This is a genomic window from Butyrivibrio sp. AE2032 (genome assembly GCF_000702965.1).
Genome location: NZ_JNLF01000005.1, coordinates 1,879,336 through 1,901,624, shown reverse-complemented (window position 1 = coordinate 1,901,624; position 22,289 = coordinate 1,879,336). Strand labels below are relative to the sequence as shown.

At 50.2% G+C, this 22,289-nt stretch carries 16 protein-coding genes; 4 read left to right on the top strand and 12 right to left on the bottom strand.

Annotation, left to right across the window (positions count from 1 at the left end; all coding sequences use genetic code 11):
• Positions 1 to 116: 116 nt before the first annotated feature.
• From BO18_RS25955 to BO18_RS33620, 3 genes are all read left to right on the top strand, one after another.
• Positions 117 to 1,202: a TFIIB-type zinc ribbon-containing protein gene (locus tag BO18_RS25955; protein ID WP_034450628.1), complete on the top strand. Its 1,086-nt coding sequence runs from the start codon at positions 117 to 119 to the stop codon at positions 1,200 to 1,202.
• Between the two features lie 240 nt (positions 1,203 to 1,442).
• Entirely contained in the window at positions 1,443 to 2,828 is a 1,386-nt protein-coding gene (locus BO18_RS33625) for a S1C family serine protease (protein ID WP_051689183.1), read from the top strand.
• Between the two features lie 207 nt (positions 2,829 to 3,035).
• The gene (locus BO18_RS33620; RefSeq protein ID WP_051689182.1) at positions 3,036 to 7,769 is read left to right on the top strand and encodes a CAP domain-containing protein; all 4,734 of its coding nucleotides are present in this window, start codon (positions 3,036 to 3,038) and stop codon (positions 7,767 to 7,769) included.
• Positions 7,770 to 7,970: 201 nt separating this feature from the next.
• On the opposite strand, the gene BO18_RS25935 is transcribed toward BO18_RS33620, so the two are convergent.
• The 12 genes from BO18_RS25935 to lepB form a co-directional block, all read right to left on the bottom strand.
• Entirely contained in the window at positions 7,971 to 8,333 is a 363-nt protein-coding gene (locus BO18_RS25935; RefSeq protein ID WP_034450626.1) for a hypothetical protein, read from the bottom strand.
• A gap of 76 nt (positions 8,334 to 8,409) precedes the next feature.
• Positions 8,410 to 9,705 (bottom strand): acyl-CoA reductase, encoded by a 1,296-nt coding sequence (locus BO18_RS25930; RefSeq protein WP_034450624.1) that lies wholly within the window; start codon positions 9,703 to 9,705, stop codon positions 8,410 to 8,412.
• On the bottom strand, positions 9,702 to 10,805 hold the full coding sequence (locus tag BO18_RS25925) for a LuxE/PaaK family acyltransferase (protein WP_034450622.1): 1,104 nt from the start codon (positions 10,803 to 10,805) through the stop codon (positions 9,702 to 9,704). The genes BO18_RS25930 and BO18_RS25925 overlap by 4 nt, the downstream gene beginning before the upstream one ends.
• Positions 10,806 to 10,863: 58 nt before the next feature.
• Positions 10,864 to 11,502: a class I SAM-dependent methyltransferase gene (locus tag BO18_RS25920; RefSeq protein ID WP_034450620.1), complete on the bottom strand. Its 639-nt coding sequence runs from the start codon at positions 11,500 to 11,502 to the stop codon at positions 10,864 to 10,866.
• A 360-nt stretch (positions 11,503 to 11,862) separates the two neighbouring features.
• Complete coding sequence (locus BO18_RS25915) at positions 11,863 to 12,780, bottom strand: magnesium transporter CorA family protein (RefSeq protein ID WP_034450618.1); 918 nt, start codon at positions 12,778 to 12,780, stop codon at positions 11,863 to 11,865.
• A 56-nt stretch (positions 12,781 to 12,836) separates the two neighbouring features.
• Complete coding sequence (locus BO18_RS25910; RefSeq protein WP_034450615.1) at positions 12,837 to 13,358, bottom strand: macro domain-containing protein; 522 nt, start codon at positions 13,356 to 13,358, stop codon at positions 12,837 to 12,839.
• A gap of 53 nt (positions 13,359 to 13,411) precedes the next feature.
• A complete protein-coding gene (locus tag BO18_RS33615) occupies positions 13,412 to 14,026 on the bottom strand; it encodes a sortase (RefSeq protein WP_051689181.1) in 615 nt (204 codons plus the stop codon).
• Positions 14,016 to 14,921, bottom strand: coding sequence for a Cna B-type domain-containing protein (locus BO18_RS25900; protein WP_034450612.1), 906 nt, complete (start codon positions 14,919 to 14,921; stop codon positions 14,016 to 14,018). The genes BO18_RS33615 and BO18_RS25900 overlap by 11 nt, the downstream gene beginning before the upstream one ends.
• Positions 14,905 to 15,738 (bottom strand): class C sortase, encoded by an 834-nt coding sequence (locus tag BO18_RS25895; RefSeq protein WP_034450610.1) that lies wholly within the window; start codon positions 15,736 to 15,738, stop codon positions 14,905 to 14,907. The genes BO18_RS25900 and BO18_RS25895 overlap by 17 nt, the downstream gene beginning before the upstream one ends.
• Entirely contained in the window at positions 15,738 to 17,492 is a 1,755-nt protein-coding gene (locus tag BO18_RS25890) for a SpaH/EbpB family LPXTG-anchored major pilin (RefSeq protein ID WP_034450607.1), read from the bottom strand. The genes BO18_RS25895 and BO18_RS25890 overlap by 1 nt, the downstream gene beginning before the upstream one ends.
• A gap of 65 nt (positions 17,493 to 17,557) precedes the next feature.
• Positions 17,558 to 20,725 (bottom strand): Spy0128 family protein, encoded by a 3,168-nt coding sequence (locus BO18_RS25885; protein WP_034450605.1) that lies wholly within the window; start codon positions 20,723 to 20,725, stop codon positions 17,558 to 17,560.
• A 2-nt stretch (positions 20,726 to 20,727) separates the two neighbouring features.
• Positions 20,728 to 21,369: a signal peptidase I gene (gene lepB, locus BO18_RS25880; protein ID WP_242856607.1), complete on the bottom strand. Its 642-nt coding sequence runs from the start codon at positions 21,367 to 21,369 to the stop codon at positions 20,728 to 20,730.
• A 211-nt stretch (positions 21,370 to 21,580) separates the two neighbouring features.
• Here lepB and BO18_RS25875 point away from each other — a divergent pair, with 211 nt between their 5' ends.
• Positions 21,581 to 22,264, top strand: coding sequence for a DUF3267 domain-containing protein (locus BO18_RS25875; protein ID WP_051689180.1), 684 nt, complete (start codon positions 21,581 to 21,583; stop codon positions 22,262 to 22,264).
• The last annotated feature ends 25 nt before the right edge of the window (positions 22,265 to 22,289 follow it).

Here is a 22,289-nt window from a genome sequence, read left to right as displayed (position 1 = left end):
GTCCTAAACCCGAAAAATAACCCGCTCCCGCCATTTTCTGATACAATTACCGTGGTGACCTGAAAGAACGGTCAAATGGAATAAGGTAAAGTGAAAAGGGTTAAGGAGTAAGGGATATGGCAAACGAGAATTTCACGGACAACAAGTGTCCTTCATGCGGCGCAACACTTGCGTACGATCCTTCCACCGGCGGACTGGTCTGCAGCTTCTGCGGAAGCAATGTCAAGATAAACACCATCCCCGCAGCTCCGGGTCTCGGTTATTGGCTTCAGGATCTCCAGAACGGCACAGGGAGCCATCTGCTTAAGACAACAAATAAACAGATCGTCTGCGGAACCTGCGGCGGTCAGTTCTCTGCTGATCAGAGTGCGATCTCAGGTCTTTGTCCTTTCTGCGGTTCCAATTCCATAACCGTGTCCAACTGCGAGAGCGGGATACTCGAGCCGACAGGAGTCATCCCCTTCAAGATCGGCAAGGACGAGGCCCAGGAGATATTTAAGAACTGGCTTTCAGCCAGAAGACTCGCCCCGATGGACTTAACAAAGAACACGGAGATCACAAACCTCGTCGGCGTGTACATCCCGTACTGGGTCTTCGACTGTGATACATACACTCCTTATAAGGGTAAGTTCGGCAAATACTACGGCAGCGGAGATGACAGGTACATCAAGTGGCACAAAGCGGACAGCGTCTGCAAGATGCCCGTCAAGGATCTGACTCTTCTCGCGAGCAGCCGTCTCGAGAAGGATTCCTTCTGGAAAGGTGTCTCAAAATTCGACATCAATTTCACAAAGAGATACGACCCGAATCTTCTTGCGGGATTCTGGTCCGAGAGCTACACGATCGATGCCCCGACGGCATGGCAGACGGCCATGGGCACTATCTATGAGAGGATAAAAAACCAGATACTCAAACAGGAAGATGCCAACACGTCAGACAGACTGGACATGAAACCCGAAGCGACGAACATCCGCGCGAAATACATTCTAGCCCCCATCTGGATAACGTCATTCAATTACCACGATCAGATCTATCAGGTCCTCATCAACGGACAGACAGGTTATATCGACGGCATATGGCCGAAATCCTACAAGAAGTTCTTCATGACATTCGGACTCATAGCCGGCGGTATCGTCGCCACGCGCATACTGTACATGCTGTTCGTGCAACTCATTCAGTTCCTGCAGAACCTCGGTCACTGATCCTTTTCGGCATCGCACTATTGAACCTCTTTTCGTGACGTTTCCGTGAAAGCCGATGGTTAACATGTCCGGCGGTTATCTGCAGCGGCTCTTTCCGTAAACGGAGCTGTGATCGCGGCTTTTTCCTTGTATCCGCAAATGATCTCAAGAACCCCTTCTTTGCCACACATTTTTTAAAGTTGATTTTAAGTAACGGTCGAATAATGTTGGCAGATCCTCAAAGGGAAAGGAAGGAATAACATGGAAAATAATAATCTTACGGGTATAAACCCGGTTAATACTTTTGACCAGTCACAGAATAATGTCACTGTACCTCAGCAGATAACACAGGTAAACCCTCCCCAAAAGAAAAAAGGCGGTGCGGCCAAAGTGGTCGCACTCGCACTCTGCTGCTCCCTGGTAGGCGGCGCGGCAGGCGCTGGAGCCATGGCCTTTGCCGGCACATTCAGAAATGAGGAGATCGAAAAGACAAGCAGCCTCAATGATGAATCCACGATACTCGTCGGACAGCGCGACAGCACCGTTCTCAACATGTCCTATGTCAACACAGATGCCGAGCTCACGCCCGCCCAGATCTATGCTGCGAACGTCAATTCGACTGTCGGAATAAGGACTTCTATATCAACGAATTATTTCGGATATACCACAACAGCCGCGGCAGCCGGTTCGGGCTTCATACTTACGGCTGACGGCTACATCGTAACGAACTATCACGTTGTCGAAGACGCCAATGACATCAAAGTCACAACCTACGACAACAAGACATACGACGCAAAGCTCATAGGTTACGATGAGAGCAACGACATTGCGGTACTGAAGATCGATGCGGAAGATCTCACTCCTGCAGTCTTAGGTGATTCGGATGAGCTGAATGTCGGTGATTCCGTAGTCGCGATCGGCAACCCTCTCGGTGAACTGACATTCTCCCTGACAACAGGTTCCGTAAGCGCTCTCAACCGCAACATCACCATCGAAAACAAATCAATGAATCTCATCCAGACCGACTGCGCGATCAACTCAGGCAACTCCGGCGGCGCGCTCTTCAATTCCCACGGTGAAGTAATAGGCATCACCAACGCGAAATATTCAGGCGATTCCACGAGCGCCTCGATCGACAACATCGGCTTTGCGATCCCCGTCAACAGCGTCCGCAACATCATCACTTCGATCATCGAGAAGGGCTATATCGAAAAGACATATGTAGGCATAACCCTCTACAACATGTCAAGCGATTACCAGACTGACGGTGAGACCGGACTGACTGTCCACAGCGTCGAAGAGGACAGCCCCGCCGAAAGAGCCGGACTCAAGGCAGGCGATATCATCACAGCCGTCAACGGCAAAGAGATGACAAGTTACAATGACCTCTATTCCCTGATCTCACAGGGCAAGGAAGGCGACAAGATGATCTTCACCGTCATCCGTGACGGCGAGACCCTAGAACTCAAGGTAAAGCTCGGCGTTAAGACGCAGTCCGCGCTTCCCGAAAATGATACCGAAACCGAAACCAAGCGTGGCCAGGAATATAACTACGAATGGCCTGACTGGTCCCAGGATAAGCCCGACGGAGAGTCGGATTATCCCCAATGGCCTTCCGACGGGCAGTCTGGCAGAACACACGGCTGATTGTCTCCTTACAATCGAATAGATTCCCTAATGCAGGGCTGTCCCAAAAAGTGGATCCTCACTTTGCGGGGCAGCCCTTCTGATGTTTTTACAGACAGTATCCTCCCCTTCCGCCTGAAAACAGGGACGTGTCCGATTAATGGAATGGATATTTGGATTGCCGCGGCTATAATAAAAATATTATTCACGTGTTGCGGAGGTATCCTTATGCGCAAATTACGTCCCCTTCTTATTGTTCTTTTAGTCCTCGTCCTGTTCTCAGGCAATGTATCGGCGGCAACCTACCGCACATTCAACCTGACGTACGAAGTCGACACCACCGGAGCCAGATCGATGCTCCAGATGATCAACGACTGGCGTACCAGCGGTGAAGCCTGGCAGTACGACTCCAGCAATCAGAAAGTCAACCTCGGCGTCCTGCCGGCATATACTTACGACTACAATCTCGAGCAGATCGCACTTCAGCGCGCTTACGAGGTAGCCATCTATTTCGCTCACGAGCGTCCCGACAAGACATCCTGCTACACATGCACCTATAACGGAACATCCAGCAAGGGCGAGTGCTGCGCGGGAGGATATCCCACCGCAGAAGGCACCTTCGTCCAGTGGCAGGAAAACAACGACGACTACAGCGGCCAGGGCCACAGAAGGGCCATGCTCAGCAAGTCTTACACCGCGATCGGAATCGCGCATGTTTACTACGAAGGTCAGCATTACTGGGTTCAGGAATACGGTTACAAGAATACCAATTCCACGGCTACCGCAGCCTTTGACGGCACAAAGACGGGAAGCGTCAAGATCGATACCGACTCCGCCAAGGTAAAGGTCGTCGCATCGACCACTACTTATTCCGGATACTACAGCACGCAGAGAGACCTGCCTGAAATATCGGCTTACTATATTTTCGAGAAAGACCCTAACGTCGCTACTTCCCTCGGTACATTCGGAAAAGGAATACCTCTTTCCTCAAGCGAGTACACGGTATCCTGGAAGTCAAATAACACTTCCATAGCGACCATCCAGAACAATTCAAAGTTTACGTTCACTGGTACCGGCCAGACAACGCTGACGGCTACCGTTACTTTCGGCGGCAAGACCTACACCACCGATGTCAAGGTAACCGGGAACGCCATGCCTCTGACCAACAGCACCTATGTACAGTGCTCGGTCGCAAACTGTGATTTCGCATGGACTGCCGCCACTCCGAAGCCTGTTATCACATGCAACGGCAAGACACTGGTCGAGAACACCGACTATACGATAACCGGCTATTCCAACAACACGGCGGCGGGCACGAACGCGCGCGTGACCGTACAGGGCACCGGTAATTTCTCCGGAACAAGGTCGATCACCTTTACGATCAACAAAGCAAATCTCAGCTCATGCACTCTGGCAACGATCCCTTCACAGAATTACGCCGGAGGCAGTTCGGTCACACCGGATGTTACCCTGACTTATAAGGGCCAGACACTCACCAAGGGAACGCACTATAAGCTTGCTTATTCCGGCAATACCGCGATAGGCACAGCAAGCGTCACCATAACCGGACTCGGCAGCTTTGAGGGCGAGAGGAGCACTACGTTCAAGATAGTCGCGCAGTCGGTCAGCAATCTCACGATAAGCGACATCGCGGACCAACAGTACACAGGCAGCGAGATCACTCCTTCTTTCACGATAAAGAACGGCTCAAAGTATCTCACAAAAGGAACGGATTATACCGTCGAATATTCAAATAACATCGAACCCGGCACGGCTTCGGCCAAGATCACCGGCACAGGCAACTATACCGGAACAAGGACCGTAACCTTTAAAGTCGTAAAAAAGCAGATGTCCGGTATCTACTGTTATGTCTACGGAAAGACTTATACCGGTTCTCCCATAACACAGACGCTTACCGTTAAGAACGGTTCTGTAGTTCTCGAGGAAGGCACTGACTATACGGTTGCTTATTCCAACAACACAAATGTCGGCACGGCGACCATTACCCTGACCGGCATCGGAACACACTACACCGGAACAAAGGAACTGACCTTTGAGATCACTGCCGTACAGGCTTACCAGACATCATGTACCGTCACGGGAACATATACTTACACGGGTTCCGCGATCGTACCGGAATTCACACTCAAATACGGTGACATCGAATTCAAGAAAGGAACCGACTATACCGTCACTTATTCCGACAACATCGAACCCGGATATGGCAAGATCAACATCACAGGCATCAGCTCGATCCTCACAGGCACTTCCTCAAAGAGCTTCTACATCAACCGTATCAACATTGCAAATGCCGCAACTGTCGCGGATATTCCGGACCAGATCTATACAGGCTCTGCGATAGAACCTTCCGTTACCGTTAAGCACGGCTCCAAGACTCTGGTAAAGGATACCGATTACACTGTCTCCTACTACTACAACACTAACTTAACGAGCTCTGCAAGGGTTACCATTACGGGTACGGGACATTATTCCGGAACGGTCTACAAATATTTCAGGATCACCGGAAAGCCGATGTCCGACGCGACTGTAAGCTCGATCTCAGCCCAGACCTATACGGGCTCCGCCATTAAGCCTTCCGTAACTGTTAAGTACAACGGCACTGCGCTTACGGAGAACACAGACTACTATCTTTCTTACTCCAACAATACCAATGCCGGCACGGCTACGGTCAACGTGATCGGAATGGGCACTTACGCAGGTACGAAGTCCGTTACCTTCACGATCTCGCCCAAGTCCGCAAGCGGTGTTACCGTATCTACGCCCGGTCCCTTCACTTACGACGGATCTGCAAAGACACCGACACCGACAGTAAAGGACGGAACAAAGTATCTGTATTCGGGCACTGATTACACGATCGCTTACACCGGCAACAAGAATGCCGGCACGGCAACAGCAACCCTGACGTTCAAGGGCAATTACACGGGAACAAAATCAGTACAGTTCACGATCTCGCCCAGGAGCATCGCAGGCACAAACACGACCATGAACACCATCTCCGACAAGACCTACACGGGTTCGGCAATAACACCGGCCGTAACCTTCAAGGACGGCGATAAGGTTCTGACCGAGGGTACCGATTACACTGTCACGTATACAAACAATACGGACATCGGAGCGGCATCTTTCACTATCACGGGTACAGGCAACTATACAGGCACAAAGAACGGCGGATTCTTTATCGTTGCCAAGTCCATAAGCAGTGCGACGGTATCTTCCATCGCCAATCAGACATACACGGGCTCTGCGATCAAGCCCGGAGTCACCGTAAAGGACGGTTCCAGGACGCTCACCGCCAACACTGACTATACGCTCTCATATTCAAATAACGTAAATGTCGGAACGGCGACCGTCACCATCACCGGCAAACACAACTACACGGGAACTATCAGCAAGACATTTAAGATCATCGCCGACACCACAGGCTTCACGATCTCTTCCGTCGGCGACCAGACATACACGGGTTCCGCCATAACTCCTGCATTTACGGTCAAGTCGGGAAGCAAGACGCTGACGTCAGGAACCGATTACACGGTTGCTTACTCCAACAATATAAATGTCGGTACTGCGACCATAACCGTTACGGGCAAGGGCAACTACTCAGGCACAAAGACAGTGAACTTCAAGATCGTTGCAAAGTCCATAAGCGGCACAACCGTTTCCTCCATTGCAAACCAGACCTACACAGGTGCTGCGGTCACTCCTTCTGTTACCGTTAAAGACGGAAGCAAGACGCTGACGTCAGGAACCGATTACACGGTTGCTTACTCCAACAATATAAATGTCGGAACTGCGACCATAACCGTTACGGGCAAGGGCAACTACTCAGGCACAAAGACAGTGAACTTCAAGATCGTTGCAAAGTCCATAAGCGGCACAACCGTTTCCTCCATTGCAAACCAAACCTACACAGGTGCTGCGGTCACTCCTTCTGTTATCGTTAAAGACGGCAGCAAGACGCTCGCTTCCGGAACGGATTACTCTGTTGCTTATTCAAACAATGTAAACGCAGGTACTGCAACCGTAACCGTTACGGGCAAAGGCAACTATTCTGGAACGAAGACTGCGAACTTCACGATCGTTGCAAAGTCCATCAGCGGTGCAACCGTATCCGATATCGCTGACCAGAAATACACCGGCTCTGCTATCACACCTGCTGTTACCGTAAAGGACGGCAGCAAAACTCTCGTTGCAGGAACAGATTACACTGTTGCATATGCCGATAACATCAATGCAGGCACTGCAACCGTAACCGTTACAGGCAAGGGCAACTATAAAGGTACAAAGACCATCTCCTTCAATATAACCGAAGAAGCTGTGGAAAGACCTGATTTTGAGTGGGTAAACGAAGACGGCAAGTGGTACCTGATAAACAAGGAAGGTAATGCCGTAACCGGATTTGCGACAGTCGACGGCCTGACATATTACATGGACGAAAACGGCGTAATGCAGACCGGCTGGAAGCTGCTTGACGGCTACTGGTATTACTTCACCAAGTCAGGTGACATGCGCAAGGAATGGCAGAAGATCAACAACGTCTGGTACTACCTCGGAACTGACGGCAGGATGCTTACCGGCTGGCAGGAGATCGGTGGCAAATGGTATTACTTCGCAGAATCAGGCGCAATGCTCACAGGATGGCAGGAACTGGACGGAAAGTGGTACTACCTGAAGTCATCAGGCGAGATGCTCACAGGTTGGCAGCAGATAGGCAACTACTGGTTTTACTTCTCGTCATCAGGCGTAATGCAGACCGGCTGGCAGAAGATCCGCGGCAGCTGGTACTACTTCAAGAGTAACGGATACATGGCCACCAAGTGGCTCCAGATCTCGGGCAAGTGGTACTGGTTCGGAACGAACGGAGACATGGCATATTCAACCAGCATCGAGATAGACGGAAAGGTCTATGATTTCGATGCGAACGGAGTATGCACGAATCCGTAAGCCGGGAAACCAAAGCACGCTGAATGAACTCTTCGTTTTAAGATTCAGCGCGCTAAAAAAACAAAATGTAATAAGGAGTTGTCTCAAGGGCGGCTCCTTATTTTATGTTTTAAGTTTTTTCAGCGGTCAACAAAACAGATGAAAAATGAAGGAACGAACCCTGAGCAATAGCGGTCTCTTTTCGCGAAATGCCTAAGGGACCTATATGCCCATCTCCTCTGCCATATGCCAGATAATGTACGGGATATAATCCTGCTGTCCGATATCCGGATCGTCTTTTTTCAGGCTGCGCAGCATTTCGTTATAACGGATAGTTTCCGGAGTGGAATCATCGCTTACGAATTCCAGAAAGGTAAACAGGTATTCCTTCTCCTCTTTCCTTTTCTTTCTGTAAACGGAAAACCCATCAGGGTAATTACAGAGGGAGCCGGAACAATAAGGCACCAGGTGATAACTTGCTCCGTCGATCCAAAAACGGATACTGTAACAATTATCGTGCAGCGTAAATCCGGAGACCCTGTGCTCAGTTTTAAATCTCTCTATCTTATCAGCATTGTTGTCCATGTTAATCCTCACTAAAACCTTTTTCTGTTTTCCTCAAGATCAGTCCGCCAATAGGTCACAGGCGGATATAATGCCGTCATTCTTCTATGTTCACTATCCTCACATACCTGCTTAGCGCGTACTCGCCGTCATGACATTCGCCCGGGAAGTAGGCACTCATGTCAGCGCCCTTTGTGACGCGTATCAGACCGCATCTCGTAAACAGGTCCGCCAGTTCCGCACGCTCTTCATCCGGGCAGATGAGTCCTGCCGTCTGAAGATGATATCTTGAATCGTAGAGCATCCTGCCGAGGTTTTCGCGCGGCAGGGGCTTTACCAAAACATTGCACATCATGGGGGACAGTTCGAGACGGTCGTCATCGGATAAGATAACGCTGCATCCTCTGCCGCGGATCACGTTGCCCTGCTTCTCTTCTTTGCCGAGATAGCTCTTGAGCCTCTGAGTATATGAGACCAGCGTGTCTCGTGCGCGGATGCCGATCTCCTCTGTCTGATTTCCGCTGACGGCGGTTTCAAGGACCGGCAGGAAACGCGCAGCGAAAGCCTTAACCACGTTCATGTCGGAAGTGTCCACATAAATTACCTGGCAGCTGCTGCAAAGGAGTTGCTTGGTGGTTGCGATGTGCTTTGCGAGGCCCTCAAGTTCGCTGTCTGCGCCGCTGACCTTTTCGAGCCCGGAGATATAGCAGAAACCGAGCTTCTGGCCCCACTCGATTATCTTAGCGCCTGTCGGTGCAAGTCCGCGCACTGCTTCGATCGCCATGTCGCTGCCCCAGACACTGATGGCATTTGAAAGCTCCGCCATCTTACGCATGCCCTGGATGTCAGTCGATGCTGTGTCGAAAACATAAATATAGTCCTTCAGTTCGGGACGGTATTCGATGAGCTGCATTATGAGCTTCAGCGACAGCCCGTTGTCCGCGGAAGGAAGCTTAACGATGTTGATGTTGCCTGTCATAAGGCCTTCAGCCAGCGAATATGCCGGGAGGAAATCCATGTTGCCTGCGGAGATGTGGAAGAGGACTCCGAGCGGCAGTTTCTTCACGCGTATCTGAGCAAAGCCGTCGATCGGATCCGTGACATACTCCTCAGTGTCGCCCAGTTCCGTAGTGAGTTTTTTATGCAGGTGTTCTTTGGAAAGCAGCGCCGTCGCCTGCTTCTTGTATGTGTCCACGACGTCTGCCGGGAAAGACTCCAGAAGGCTGTCGAATTTGCCTTTCAAAAGGTCTTCGCGCAGACAGTCAACAGCTTCTATTACCACCTCAGGCGAGAGCTGCTTTTTCGAAAGGATAACAGGTATCTTCTGTTCAAGCTCCGTGAGAAGGCGGTCCTGTTCAGAACTCTCATATGTCTTGCCGTCAAAGAGGATCATACCTTCACCCCCTTAAGGATGTCCGCGGCGCCGGCGGCACATGTCTTGATGTCTTCGGGAGCGACGCGTCCGACTATCTCAAGATACGGCGACTTCACGCCGCAGGGGCATTCGCTGCCGTCATGAAGGATCCCTAAGTCATCCGTCATTACCGACAGGATCGGCGTGGCCGTACACAGCGGCGAGATGAGATTTACGAGCCCCGTCTGACCGTTTTCGAGCGGCTCCAGAGTATCGGGATCGCGTATTACTATGTTGCTGTATACAGGCACGTGGAAATGGTGGTACGCGCAGTCCGTATAGAGTATCGGGTGCTCCACCGCGCCGAAAAATTCCACGATATTCTCTTCATCGATATCGAGCGTCTTCTTTGCGAGTTTATAGAAAGTGTCCTTGTCCGCAGCCTCCTGATAGAACTGCTTCCAGCCGCCTCCGAGCATTACTTTCGAGCCCTTCGGAAGCTTAAAGGAAAGCCCTCTTTCCTCCAGCAGTCTGAACAGGAAGAACGTGTATGAGGGGAATCCCATGAAGCGCACGGGCGCCCTGCCCTTCTCGTATTTTTTCAGCGCTTCAACTATGCTCTCGAAATCAGGTTTGTACCCGTCTGACGTGTGCTTTAAGATGAACTTGCGGCTGATGGCAGGAGCGAGGAATGTCGTAAGATATGCGGTCTTCGCGACGGCGGTCTTGTTGGAACGGTGCGGCTTGTAACCCATGACGATGTAACGGCAGGGCTTTGCCGTCATAATGCCGTGGTATCTCGTAACCTTTATGGACATCTTCAGTGCCGCCATGAGCGCGCCGAACTCAAAACGCACGTGACTCATCTTCCCGCTCGTGCCGGATGACGTCGCCATCACCATATAGCGCCCTGAACGGAAATCATGCTGCTTCATCAGCATCGTCGGAATGACAGGAATATCGGAAGGCCTGTTGATGTCTTTGGATGAACGGATACCCAGTCCTTCGCTGATCTTTTTGTAGTCATCGCAGTGCGTGATCAGGTGGTCGTAATTCTCCCTGCACGCGTCAAGAAAGATCTCCGCCTTCGAAAAGTCGTAAGGATCCTTACTCGAAAAGAGTTTTCTGCGAAGCTTCATAACGTGTTCCCCATATCAAAACAGCCGTCCGTACGGGAATATTATAACATGAGGTGATTCAGCAGTTCTCAGGTGTATATGTCCAGACCGAATATCTCTGCGGGATCTTATGAATGTAGTATCCCCTTGCGCGGTATATCTCCCTGCGTTCGATAAGGCTCCATCCCGGTCTCTCGTTTAAGTAATAACCGCTCTGACCGTCAGCGTAATAGTAGAGCTTAACGGGGTGTTCCAGAGACATTTCGAGCAGGCTTATAAAGCAGATGAAAGCATCGACTTCCATCGGCCTGTACATGAACAGCACGTTGTAATCGTTGTAGTCCAGTCCGAAAGCGTCGCCTTCGATTATCTCCACATTCGGATAACGCCTTGTCCAACGGCTAGCCACCGAAGCTACCTCAGGATTGATCTCTATGCCCGTGATCCTGCAAGGACACCCGTTGCCTACCAGATATGCTATGGCGCGGCCCTTTCCGCATCCGATATCGATAAATGAATCTTCAGGTTTCAGATCCAGGTCCCTGAGCACGATATCAAGTCCGTTGTAAGGTGCGGACTGGCATCCCGTCGCACCGATATCCTCTCCGAAAGGAGACGGAACAAACACGCCCAGCTTCTCGCCGCATATCTTCAGGTCCCTCTTATTGTCGAGGGCACATGAGATCCTGTTGGACAGGGATATGAACGGGTTGATCATGGGTCTGTTCCTTTTTTGCGGGATTTGTCTGATTATACCCCCGAAAAAGGTTCCCGGAAAAAACTGATCTTAAAACCGCGGCATCAATGTCCACTATTAAAAAATCGACCATTTCCCGGCAGAAGCAATACGATATGGATAAATACCCGATTTTTCCAGATTTATCCATATAATTCACCTGAAAATATGGATAAATACCCTCAAAAATGCATTTTATCCATATCGCGGCAATTAGCACCTGCAGCCTTCGCCGTCACAGACTATTCCCGTCTTCGTATGATTATTCCGTTCTTTAAGCTGCGAGTTCCGCAGACGCCTTTGGCGTCGAGGACCTGTCCGAAGCAGCAAAGAACGGAATGATCATAACCATTTTTTCTTCTTAAAGAACAGCAGGCTTGCGATAACGATCACGACGCTGGCGATGATGACGACGGGATAGCTCCATTCCCACTTGAGCTCAGGCATGTAGACGAAGTTCATTCCGTACCAGCCTACAATAAGAGTCAGTGGCATGAAGATGGTCGTGACTACCGTGAGCACGGTCATAATGCGGTTCTGCTTGATGTCCAGATGCGCCTTGTAAAGGTCTCGAAGCTGCATCGTATAGTCGCGCAGTGACAGCGATTCCTCATGAAGCCTTTCAGCACGGTTGATAAACAATCTGAAGTATCTTAAGTTCTCGAGCTTGAAGAATCCGTTCTCATTCTCTTCGAGTTCCTGGGCCAGATCTATGAGTTGCTCGTAATGGATGCGCAGATAGCGGATGTCGTTCCTGATGTCATTGAGACGGCCTGAAGGAAGGTTCTCGTCGCCTTCTATTATCTGCTTCTCCATCGAGTCGAGTTCGTCCTCATACTTCTCCATAAGTCTCAGGTCATCCCTGACTATCTGGTCAAGGAAGTCGTAAAGGAATCTCTCAAGGCTCGGCATCTTCCATTTTTTCGTGCGCTGGACGCCGTTAATGATATCCATGGCAGTACCGTGATCGTCTATGAACACAATGCCCTTCTCATCCAGCACGAAAGCAAACTTCATGTCATCGCCTGACGGGTTCTTCCTGTCGGGGATGGCAAATGTTCCTGTGAGGGAATCGTAGTTGACTTCTGCCTTGGTCGTATAGATATCAGTGATGTCGGGATCGATATCGATGCCCATCTCAAAACTGTCTTTTTTGGTTTTCCATTCCTCGGAAGTAAGGACCGCAACATACTGTTTGCGGGACCCTTTTATATCTTCACGGGCCACTTTTTTCAACGTCTCTTCGATCAGAAAATACACTTCAGGTCACCCTCCCAAATCCAGATCAGCATACATTTTACCATCTGTTCCTGTTCTTAGATATCAAGTTCTTTCATGATCTTCTGACCTAATGCCAGGATCCCGTCATCGAGCACGGCGAAAATGATCTCTATCTCATAGTCCGGATTATCTCTGATAAAGTCCCTGCAGGAAAGAAGCGCTCTCTCCCATGCCTGATCCTTAGGATAACCGTAGATGCCGGCAGAGATGAGCGGGAAGCCGATGGAGTGGCAGCCGTTCTCTTTCGCGACCTCAAGCGACCTTTGGTATGCGCTGTAAAGGAGCTCGGGTTCATTCCTGTTTCCGCTGTGCCATACAGGACCGACCGCGTGGATTATGTTCTTTGCCGGAAGCTTGAAGCCGGGAGTGATTACCGCATCGCCTGTTTTGCAGTGACCGATCTTCGCGCATGCCGCCTGGAGCTTTATCGCGCCTGCCGCCCTGAAGATCGCGCCGCATACGCCGCCTCCCATCATGAGGGCATCGTTTGCCGCGTTGACTATCGCATCGGTCTCTAAAGCAGTGATGCTTATCTTCTGAATGCTTATGCTGCTCATAAACACCTCCGGAGATTTTTTATTTATTATAGACTGTTGGTGTAAGGAGACAATCAGATCTTCTCACATCTGACGGTGAGCCTTGCGCTTCCGCCGTATGTGCAGGTGTAAAGAGACAAAGCCCATCCGCCCGAGAGCATGCCGTCGATATCGGTGCCGTCGAGGACTTCGATCTGCTTAACCATGTAGCGGGTGATCTCACCATCCATGTCAGTGAAAAACACCTCGTCGCCGGGCTTCAGGGTCTTGAGCTTTCCGAAGCCGCTCCTGTAATTGTGGCCCGCAATGACAAAGTCGTCTGTGTAGGGCGAGCCGTAATAACGGCAGACGGACTTGTGAAGATAGTCTTCGTTCCATGTGTCGTAGACAGGCATTTCGAGATCGGCGGAAGGGATCGCGAGGATGCCGTCAAATACGCCGTCACCTATCTGCTTGGTCTTCATCTCCGTCGACTGATCCCTGACCATCTCCAGCGGTTCGGAACCGGAGGACTCCGGACCGGCTTCGGCGTCCATCTCAGACCTCACCTTCTCCGAGAGGCTGCGGGAGGATTCGTCGAAGGAGTTGTTTTCGAGCATGTTAAAGAAAAAGAGCCCTCCTGCTCCGAGGAGCAGGATGAGGCCCGTGATTATCAGTATGTTTCCTAAAAGTCTGCGCTTATTCTTCATCTTTCCTCTTTCCGGGGAGCTTGATGAGGATGCCCGCGCATATAAGGAACGCGCCCGCAAAGACCATGACCGGCACAGGCCAGCTGACCTGTCCCGTCTGGACCAGCTGCGAGGTATTGGTTACCGTAAAATCAAAACCTGACGAAGCATATGTGGCCTTATAGTCGGCGGGAACATCGATCTCTTTGACGCTCCACTTCTTATCGGCCCGCATGTTCGTCCATTCGTACTGCCAGTTGTTGGCTGAATTCAGTTTGACCGTCTCGTATACTCCGTCTTCGTTCGACAGCTCGATCTTAACGGACTCAGGACGCGACTTCCCGTCATCGTTCCAGACCTTTTTGACAGTGACCTTAACAGGCGGATAGTAGGATATCTTCGGTTCGGCAACGCCGTCGTAGACCCATTCGGATGTGTCCTCATCGAAATAAGGAAGGAAATACATAAAAGGAACAAAAGAAGTAAATCCTTCCGGAAGGGATGTTGCTGAAACGAGATATACCCCGTTTTCGAGTCCGTCGAAGATTATCTTTCCGCCGTTATCTGTCTTTTTGGTAATACCGCTGATATCGTGTTCATCAGTATATTTGACCAGGTCGTCGATCATGGACTGGGTAATCTTGCCCTCAAGACTGATCTTCGAAGAAGCGTAATCACCGGTCAGCGTGTAACGCACAGCGCCTCCCGAGATCTCGCAAGAAGCGACCTTATAGAGTGTTATCTCCGCGCCGGAAGCATAACGCACTTCGTCGCCCTGGGACTTTAAGGTCATGGTAAGACTTACCGGTCTGTCGGGATCCGGCATGTCGAAGCCGAGAACGGACATGACGGGCACGATACTTACTGCAAGCGCAATAAGCAGTGACACGCATAACTTTTTAAGTTTTCTCATCATGTCTCTTCCTTCTCCTCTCGATAACTGCCGCCGCTATGGTGACCGCTATGAACATCGGCACGGCAATGACCGTCGCAACGATAGTCTTGTCGATCTTAAACGCCTCATTCGATACGAAGATCGGCGTCCTGCCTTTCTCACCTTCGACCCTGACGCCGCGCACCAGAAGCCTGTGAGTATTGATCCCGTAAGGAGTACATGTCACCAAGGTGCAGTAATCCTTGCCTTCCCTGATGGTCAGTTCCGAAGTCTCCTCCGGAAGCACCACCTTGATCTGGTCGACCTCGTACGTAAGTACACGGTCCAGGACGGTGATGGTGAACCTGTCACCTATCTCCATCTCGTCAAGATCGGTAAAGAGCTTTGCCGAGGGAAGTCCCCTGTGTCCCGAAAGGACACAATGGGTATTCTCGCCTCCGACCGGAAGGCTCGTGCCCTCCAGGTGACCTGCCCCGATCTGGAGTACTCCCTCATCCACACCATGGTAGATGGGGATCTCCACACCGATCTTATCAATGTCAATGTACCCCATAATGCCGGTTCCCGTAATGTCTAAGATGTCATTATATCCCGTGACTTCGGACGGCTTATAGAGCGGAGCATTGGCGGAGTATAACCTGCTGTTGTAATCTTCAGCCTGGGAGATCAACTCCTGCCGGCGCTCCTCTTCGGTGTTCTGATACACCGTGTTGTAATCTGTTATCACCCTGGCCGAGTGCTTCGAATGAATGTAATTGCTGACTGTCGGATAGAGCAGCAGCGCCGCGCCTGCCACCAGCAAGACAACTATAAGTACACTCAGCCAACGTCCTTTCATCAGCCTTTGTTAACGCTCTTCTTTTTATAGATAAGGAGCGAAACGCCTGCGAGCATCAGTACTGTACCTGCAACATAGAAGAGTGTGGTACCCATACCGCCCGTGATGGGGAGGTCGGATGTCTTCATGTTGTCTACGATCATGATGGAGATCGGAGTAGCGGTAATGTCTGTATTGTCAAATGTGTATGTCCAAACAGGAGTTGATCCTGAAAGGTTGCATGCGATTACCAGAGTATGCTCAACATCGCTCTTAACGTAACCCTTAGGAGCCTTTGTCTCCTTGATCTTGTATGTGCCTGCACCGAGACGGGAGAGGTCGATCAGACCGTTTTCGCCGACTTCGAAATCAACGACAGTCTCAGTACCCTCGAGTTCTTCCTTCTCCGTTACCATATCGAGCTTATACTTGCCTGTGTCATAAAGATCATCATTTGTACCGTCAGGTGCTTCTGTCGTATATGTACCGTCCTTAAGGCGATAGTATGTTCCGTTAGTGTTATCGAGAACATAACGCTGTGCAGTTGTTACCACGACATTGCTGGACAGACCCGTGATCTGGAATTCCGCACCGGCAAGAGTCTTGGTGGTATCGTTTGCATCAACCTTCTTGAGCTCTACCTGTGTTGTATAAGTGATCGTCTTTGAATCGGGTGTCTGGCCGTGAGGCTCGTTGTTTGTGGGAACGTTTCCGGAATAGTCCTGATAAGGGCTGTTGGAATATACGAGATTTGCGGTATTGGGGTTTCCTGCATCAGTAACTACGGCTTTGTCGTTCAGCGTAGCCGTGTATGTTATCGTCATGGCCTTGCCTGCGAAATCATCGCTGATACCCTTCGCGAGCATCTTTGCGGCATCAAATACGATCTGAAGGGAAGTTGTTCCGTCTCCATTTACGGTCTTTGAGAATGTGAAATCGCCGGTAGCTCCTTCCGTAAGTGTCGTTACGGGAGATGTTGCGATCGTGATCGTGGGAGCAGAATCGCCCTTGTATGTGAGACCTGCGCTCAGTTCATCGTTTACTACAAAGCAATACTTGTCCGTATATCCCTTGCCTCTGAGGTCGGGGATAGCCGTGGAGATCTTGTAGTTGATGTCGTCACCTACGCTTGCCGTGTTCTTCTTTCCGTCAGCCGTGATATTTGCATTAACTGTTGCGGATTCGATGATCTTATCAAGTGTCGGGATCTCTTCCTTTGTGTTGATGGTAATGGATTCATTTCCGACAACCCTGAGCATGAACTTGGAGATCGCACTCGGTTTGCCGTCAACAGTGATCGTATCAACGACCATGTAGTAACCGGAATCATCAACGCTTACTGTAGTCTGGGCGGCATTTGCATTGAGCGTTGCCTCCTCGGGCGAGCCTGTAAGATAACCGGAAATGACTTTTGCAAAACCGTCAAGCGGAGCAGAGTCATTTTCAAGGTCCTTCAAGGCATCGAGCACTTCATCGACATCCGCACATGCGGGAGTCTTGTTGAGTGCCGTTGCACCGGAAACTGCATTGAGAAGCGCGTTCATATCGGATGTGTCCACATTGTCACCCCAGGTTACGTTGTAGAGCTTTCCGTCTGTTGTTACGTCACCTTTGAATATCTGATAAACCTCATAAGTATGCTTTGAGTTATCAGTAGTATCCTTCTTTTTAATGGTGATCGTGTACGGGCCGGCAGCAAATGCCGAAAGGCCCATCGCCATTATCATAACGAATGCTATGAAAACGGATGTGATCTTTTTCATCGTCTTTGTCATTTTCTTTGTTCCTTTCTCATAGTTATTTATTTTTTGTTTTTTATTACTATCTCGAAAATCTAATGTCACAGATCCACCTCCTTACGCCGTCTGAGCATCAACAGTGTGATCGCGCTTCCGATCAGTACCGTGCCGACGGCAAGATATGGTACGATGCCTCCACCTCCGGTATCGGGCATCTTGAACTTAACGTTGTTGATAAACTTAAACGAGTAATCGTCGCCTTCGACTACAATGTTGGCTTCGAGCATTCCTCCGGAGTTCGGCTTCTCGGATATCGTTACATGAACGACGTACTCCTTTTCGCTGAAGATCACATTAGGCATCTTTGCCTGCTCTTCGGCGTCGCGTTTCTCCTTCAGTGTGTATGTGTGCACGCCTGGTTCATCGAAGGTGATCGGATCGAAAGTAACCTTACCGTTAATGTCGTTGACTTTGGACACGACCTTTCCGTTCTCATCGACCAACAGGAAGGTAAAGTCGCCGTCTTGGAGCTTGCCGTTGGTAAGTTCCTTCGTGGCACCGAACGTTACAGTCGCGAGGTTCGCGTGGACCGTGAAATCAAGACCTGAATGGTTAGGACATTTGTTGTAAGCATCGATGATATATCTCTCGCCGAGATCAAAGATCGCTCTGTCGACCGTCTTCATGATCGAATCAGTATCGGTCTCGGGATCCGTCAGCGGATAATGCGTCGGATCCGCAACTCCGTCTATTACCTTGGTATAGTAGTCCTGATCGTACTGCGGATGGTATTCTTCCGTGTGATAAGGAATCCAGTCCTTGAGATCAGGATCCCACTTTTCCTTGGTTATCAGCGTCGGTACTATATGCATTCCGACATCGAAAACGACACTCTTTACATCCTGATACAGGAAGCGTTTATCACTCATGTCAGGTTCGTGTTCATCCCAGCTGTATCCGGCAGGGAGGGTGTATTTCGAGGTCAGCTCATACTGCGAGTCACCAGGATAGAAATCAGGATCGTGCCAGTAGTCGGAGGTCTCAAAACCCGTGCAGCCTTCGATCCTTGTGAATACGTGGTTTTCGTCTTCCTGCGACATCAGTACGGGATTGCCGTCAGCGCCCTTTATCGTGCACGAATTGACCTTGCTTACGAAAGACTGGTACTCGGTCGTGATCTTTAAGATCTCGCCGTTCTCACCGATCTCAAAACTGGTATTCGAATAGACACCGCCGTCAGCGATCTCAATATCGGCATGGTCCAAGTACTTATAGTAATCCCACCACAAAGCATCGTACGGATAGTGTTCAACGATCCTGACACCCTTGGCTCCATACGCGGTAATGAAATATACAGTGTTCTCATTCTGACCGTTCCGATCGTATCTGTCAGCCGTGAATCTGAAACCTCTCCTTCCGTTCTCTTCGAAACGGTCCCAGGTATCTGAAGTCGAAAGAACCCAGCCCTGGGGATTTACTCCGTTATCCAGATACGGATAGTTATCTCCGTCAGGTGTTCCGATAACGGTTACTTTATCAAGGTAATTGACATCAAAGGTAACCGTAGTCCACTGAGGGAAGCTCGGATCATCAAGATCGATCACCACTTCCTTATCTTCCATAGGCAATACCCTGATCGAGAAACACGATTCATCAAGATCGCCTATGCCGTTTCCATATGCGTCGACCAGCTGTACGGCTACTTCGCAAGCCCTTAATGCGGTAACGGTGGCTGTTACCCTTCCGCCCACATTAGTCTGCGTGATCGAGAGATTTCCGCCGTTTCTATCCGGGTATTCGACAAATTCATAAGCATCGCCGTTGGAGGATGTTCCGATCAGTTCGACTGTTTCTCCGGGAAGCAGGATATATGGGAACTTAATGTCGTTGAGTATGTATTCATTATCCGGCGTCAGATGTCCGGCAGCTTGATCGTCCATGCCCGCTCTTTTGGCAATGAACGCGTGAACATTGTTCTGATCCTTCTCACCCGTTCCCGTAACAACATATATCGAGAACCCTTCAGCCGTAAACTGTGCCTCAGACTGTGATACAACGGCACCCTCGACTTCCTCGGCGCCTTCGTCTCCGATGTGGAACAGCTGATACTCGCCTGCATCGAGCTGCATTTCTTCAGGGATCATGATGTTAACTTCAACGGCAAAGCCTTCAAAAGGCTCCGTCTCATTGCCTTCGCTGTCCGTGAAAGTGATGTCGACGGCGATGGAACCCTTTACCACCTTATCCTCAGCAACGGCACTTTCGGCACTGGAGATGACATCTTCATCATCGACATCTCTTGCGCTCATCGTAACGCCTTCGGGGAAAGCACCCTCGGGTGCGGTTGCTTTTACTTCGATGCCGGACTCTGTAGTTGCAGAGAATTCAAGCATGGGCTGAGCATCAGTGTTTTCGGACTGCGCATCGGCACCTTCCGTAACATCAACGGATCCGTCTGTATTTATATTTAAAGAATTAACAGAAACATATCCGAATAAAGCAGCATCTTCAGCACTGTATGAGCAGGCACCGACCTTTCCGTCAACGTCGCCTTCGATCGTGCTTATCATGCCCTCAGCAACATCGGCGATAATGCCTGCGCGGTCGTACTTGCCGTCGCCGTCATTGTCGGTGAGCAGTATGTCGCCCGGCATCGGCAGAACACTCATATCTGAGATGAGACCGGCCTCCTCGAGCTTTACCTGCCATGCCCAGCATCCTGAGCCTGAAGGGATCTGATCGTTTGAGATACCCGCATAATGCATGCAGAAGGATACGAACATGACGTTCCAGTCACCCGTGGGGTTGCCGTACCAGTCGCCGTATCTCGTGTAACCGTCGGCATTCTCCTCATATCCTGTCTGTGATACGGCACAGGCCATGAGATCAGAAGAATATGTACCTGTCAACTGAGGGAGAGTCTTCTCCCAGTCCGCCTGGTTTTCGCGCTCAGGGACGGCGCTGATATAGCAGGCATCAGTGTGTGTATGCTCTTCCATACCGCAGATGAGCCTTGTCTCATAGCATTCATCGGTATGCTCGTGGTCCTCTTCGCAGATAAGGACCTTCTCATAACATTCTTCAGTATGGGAGTGCTCCGTAAGACCGCATGAGGGCTCGTCCTCCAACGCAGTACCGACACCCTTCATCAGCCAGAAGACATTGCCGGAAACGACAAGCGACAAAGCCAGGACAAGAGCCGTTGTACGTCTCCTTGCCGCCCTCAGCCTGTTGAGCCATAAGATGTAATTCTCTACACGCTTATTCAATGTCACTTACTCCCGAACGGCCATGCCTTGAACCATACACGGCCGACTATCTGGTCTTCCCCGACGGCTCCTACCGCCGAGCTCCTGCTGTCGATAGATGTCGATCTCTGGTCACCCATCACGAAAACCCTTCCTTCGGGCACCGTGTAGGGAAACTCGATATCACACTCTCCGAGGCTCTTATCGGTAACGTAAGGCTCTTCTATCGCCACACCGTTGACCGACACATTGCCTTCCCTGTCTATGTCCACGCTGTCGCCTCCGACAGCGATAACACGCTTTATAAGCAGCTTGTTCTGCCATGCGACGCAGCACAGCTGGCCGCTTGAATATTCATGTGCATTGAGCAGAACGAGCACGTCCCCGTCCGATAAAGTCGGTTCCATGCTGTCACCCGATACCTGTATTGCGGTGAAGAGAAAAGTGGACAATAAAACAGCAACTGCAGCAACTACAGTCAGTGTTCCCAACGTCGTAATGATCGTCCTGGTTACTCTCGCCCTTTTCCTGAGCCTGCGTCTCTCTTCAGCAACCTGTTTCGGGACGGGGATCTTCTTGATGCCCCGTTCGTTCTCGTTCATCAGGTTGTATAAAGTGTCGACAAGCTCCTTGCGGCTTAAGTCGCTCAGATCCTCTTTCCGCACCTTTTTTCCGCTCCATTCGTGCACAATAACAGCTGGTATACTTATTGCGGATTATAGGAATCTCAAATTACATTGACCTGAAAGCACTGTTACAGATACATTACAGCGGGTTTTAACAGACACAAACGCCGAAAATTGTACGAATAAAACGGCCTTTTCATTATGTGATAAGATTATCTCTGTTCTATGTAACCGGGGGAACTTATAGAAAATGAGCGAAAACAATGACGGCAACGTCGGCATCGACAAAAGAAAACTGACGCCGGCCGAAAAGAGACGCAAAGAGAATTTCGACAGGATCGAGCAAGACATGATCTCCAAAGGCTATAAGCGCGTCGACCTGACGATAAGCATAGCCAAAGCCAATACTGTCGGCCTTCTTGTCACGCTGCCGGTCATATTGGTCATATATGTGATCTATCAGCTTGTTAATCACGATTTCGACTTTGAAAGCATAGATAACCTGCCGTGGCCGGATTATGTAAACCTGATAATTTTCCTCGGCTCGATGGTATTGTTCATATTGATACACGAGGGCATCCACGGCCTTTGCTGGTCTTTTGGGACTCCGAACCACTTAAAGGACATAGAATTCGGCTTCATAGTCCAGATGGTGACTCCCTATGCCACATGCAAAGTGCCGCTCTCAAAGCCCATGTACATATTCGGCTCCCTCATGCCCATGACGATATTGGGCGTGATCCCGTCCATCGCCATGATATTTGTCGGGAACGGCCTGTTCCTCAGCATATTCCTGATCCAGATCCTTTGCGGCGCGGGAGACTTCCTGATCTCACTGAAACTACTTAAGTACAGTTCCAAAGGCAAGGACGTCGTATTGCTCGACCATCCGTACGAATGCGGTCTGGTCGCTTTCGAAAAGCCTGCGGAATGATCATCCGGGCTTGAAATATTTCCGG